The following is a 2,144-nucleotide window of genomic DNA, read 5'->3' on the forward strand; positions in this document are numbered from 1 at the left end:
TCAGAATCATTAGCATCCTTATCGCTTACTGCATTCCACATTTCCAAAAATGTCACCGTAAGCCAAAGACATTTAACTGTTCACCCAATCAAACGTCTTTGGCTTATTTAATTACAACTATTTTTTTAGAGTTTTACCCAGTAACTCATACAGAGCTTCTGCCTCTTCTTGAGATAAAGTAATTCCTTTTCCCATTTTTTCATGTTCTGGTGCCCAGTCACGAATATCATATTTTTCTGCAGCTCCATTCCATGAAATCATATTTAATTCTTTTTTCCAACCTTTGGCACTTTCTGAAAGTATTCCTATTGGGTAACAAAAAACACCGTATTTCTACGGTGCGTTCTGTCAGATATATTCTGTTTTATGATAGCAGAAAACTGGAATTCACAGTTCTTCCATCCTTCCCATCTTCAGCGCCATAACAAGAGTTCCGGCTGCCATCACAAAGACACCAATTTCAATCACATAGATGGGAAGAAGCGCCGGACCTGCCACGGCAAAGAAGTCCACGATAAAATGAATCCCATATGCAAGAACCGCTGTAAAAGCCGCTGTCCTGCATTTGCCTGCCTTTACCGCCCGGTAGATCAGCAGTGACAACCCGATATGCAGAATGATGGCACTGATTCTTTCGATTCCGCTTACAAAAAAGAGTGGTGCCGGTGTTGTCCATAAGGCCGACAGCTGTGACACGGTCTGGTTTGCAGACTCAGCAGGAAGTGCCGCCAGCGTATTCTGCATGGCTCCGCTGTTGATCATCAGCATGGACACAAGATTGCTGATTCCGGAGAGTCCTCCGATCAGAATGGCCTCCACACCGCCATGCCCGATTCCATACATCAGTGCATTTGGAAAATCCAGCCATTTCTTCATCCAGAACTTCATGGCAATCAGTCTTCCGGTCTCTTCAAAAACCGCTGCAGCCAAAGCCGCGTACACATAGTAAAGCCATGGCCTGCTCTGTGCGTTCAGTCCGCAGAACTGAATGACAAGAACATGCAGCAGCTGCTCCAACAGCATGGCAAACAGCAGATAGGTTCCTGCTCCGATAAAGAACGAGGAAATCCTTGCCTTAAGCTTCACCCTTCCTGCAATGAACAAAGCAATCGGTACCCCCATCGAGAGGACAACGGAGCAGATAACTCCCGCTATCGCCAGACCTGATATTGTGTTCAATTCCATCTTTATACCTCCCTGATTCTCAAAAAATTCCTTTATTGTATTTGAACTGTCCATACAATATAAAGCCTAATCCGACAATAACTGCTGGAAGAATGATATAATCTATAATTATTTCACTCCAAAACGAAACAATAAAACCTAATACAAGAGATATTCCTATAATCAGCGTTCCTGTGCCGACTGTTTTTCCATACTTTGGTATATCTTCTTCCTTTACTTTTCGCCTGTTATAAGAGTGAATTGTGCTGATATTGCCTTTGATATTTACAATTCCCAAAACAGATATGAACACTCCCAAAATCAACATTATAATATTTTCCATAATGACCTCCTAAAAATAGAATAGTTCCTCAAATTTTTTGTCCAATGCAATACAAAGAATTAGAGCCAATTTTGCAGTTGGATTAAACTGTCCTGTTTCAATAGAACTAATGGTATTTCTTGATACCCCTACCATTTCTGCAAGCTGAGCTTGAGAAAGATTTGCTTCTGTGCGAACTTCCTTTAAGTGATTTTTCAGTTGTAATTGTTCTTTCATATTCTCACCTCTAAAAGGTGGCTAACAAATCCAACAAATGCCAAAATGGAAAGCACAAAAAACAGAACAGTCAAGACTAAATCGCTCTTTCGCTTCATTTTGATAAAACGAACTAACCATTGTGTTGCAATAATGCTGAAGTATATAACCCACGGACTGTAAATCATAGTATGAGCAAGCACAGAAGATAACAGCGAAAGCAAACAACACACTAAAGCACCAACTCTACTTGCGTGACTTCCGGCTTGATATACCACTTCCATTTCAGCCAAGTCCTTATTGCGATGTTCTTTTCTGCTTGCATTTAAGATTTCGTCCTTTTTCATAAAAACACCTCCATGCCAAGTTTTCTTTGCATATTTTAATTATACACATGCCAAGTTTTCTTGTCAATAGAGTTCATAAAAAAGTTACAACCGAT

The 2,144-nt window shown here is 40.5% G+C and carries 5 protein-coding genes; all 5 read right to left on the reverse strand.

What is annotated here, in order from left to right:
* Window positions 1–117 precede the first annotated feature (117 nt).
* Entirely contained in the window at window positions 118–309 is a 192-nt protein-coding gene (locus PGR14_RS15890; protein WP_055249572.1) for a YdbC family protein, read from the reverse strand.
* Between the two features lie 78 nt (window positions 310–387).
* Window positions 388–1,185 (reverse strand): YhfC family intramembrane metalloprotease, encoded by a 798-nt coding sequence (locus tag PGR14_RS15895; protein WP_227219045.1) that lies wholly within the window; start codon window positions 1,183–1,185, stop codon window positions 388–390.
* 19 nt (window positions 1,186–1,204) lie between these two features.
* Window positions 1,205–1,507 carry a hypothetical protein gene (locus PGR14_RS15900; RefSeq protein WP_008372645.1) on the reverse strand — a complete coding sequence of 101 codons (303 nt, stop codon included), beginning with the start codon at window positions 1,505–1,507 and terminating at the stop codon, window positions 1,205–1,207.
* A gap of 9 nt (window positions 1,508–1,516) precedes the next feature.
* The gene (locus PGR14_RS15905) at window positions 1,517–1,723 is read right to left on the reverse strand and encodes a helix-turn-helix transcriptional regulator (protein WP_003865061.1); all 207 of its coding nucleotides are present in this window, start codon (window positions 1,721–1,723) and stop codon (window positions 1,517–1,519) included.
* Window positions 1,720–2,049 (reverse strand): DUF6442 family protein, encoded by a 330-nt coding sequence (locus tag PGR14_RS15910; RefSeq protein ID WP_005608366.1) that lies wholly within the window; start codon window positions 2,047–2,049, stop codon window positions 1,720–1,722. Before PGR14_RS15910 ends, PGR14_RS15905 begins: the two co-directional genes overlap by 4 nt.
* Window positions 2,050–2,144: the final 95 nt, after the last annotated feature.

The sequence above is a fragment of the Coprococcus sp. AF99-45 genome, from assembly GCF_027663865.1.
Lineage (GTDB): Bacteria > Bacillota > Clostridia > Lachnospirales > Lachnospiraceae > Allocoprococcus > Allocoprococcus comes.

Coding starts and splice junctions, on each gene's coding strand:
- PGR14_RS15905 (WP_003865061.1), bottom strand. CDS start 1,723: ATGAAAGAACAATTACAACTGAAAAATCACTTAAAGGAAGTTCGCACA.
- PGR14_RS15900 (WP_008372645.1), bottom strand. CDS start 1,507: ATGGAAAATATTATAATGTTGATTTTGGGAGTGTTCATATCTGTTTTG.
- PGR14_RS15910 (WP_005608366.1), bottom strand. CDS start 2,049: ATGAAAAAGGACGAAATCTTAAATGCAAGCAGAAAAGAACATCGCAAT.
- PGR14_RS15895 (WP_227219045.1), bottom strand. CDS start 1,185: ATGGAATTGAACACAATATCAGGTCTGGCGATAGCGGGAGTTATCTGC.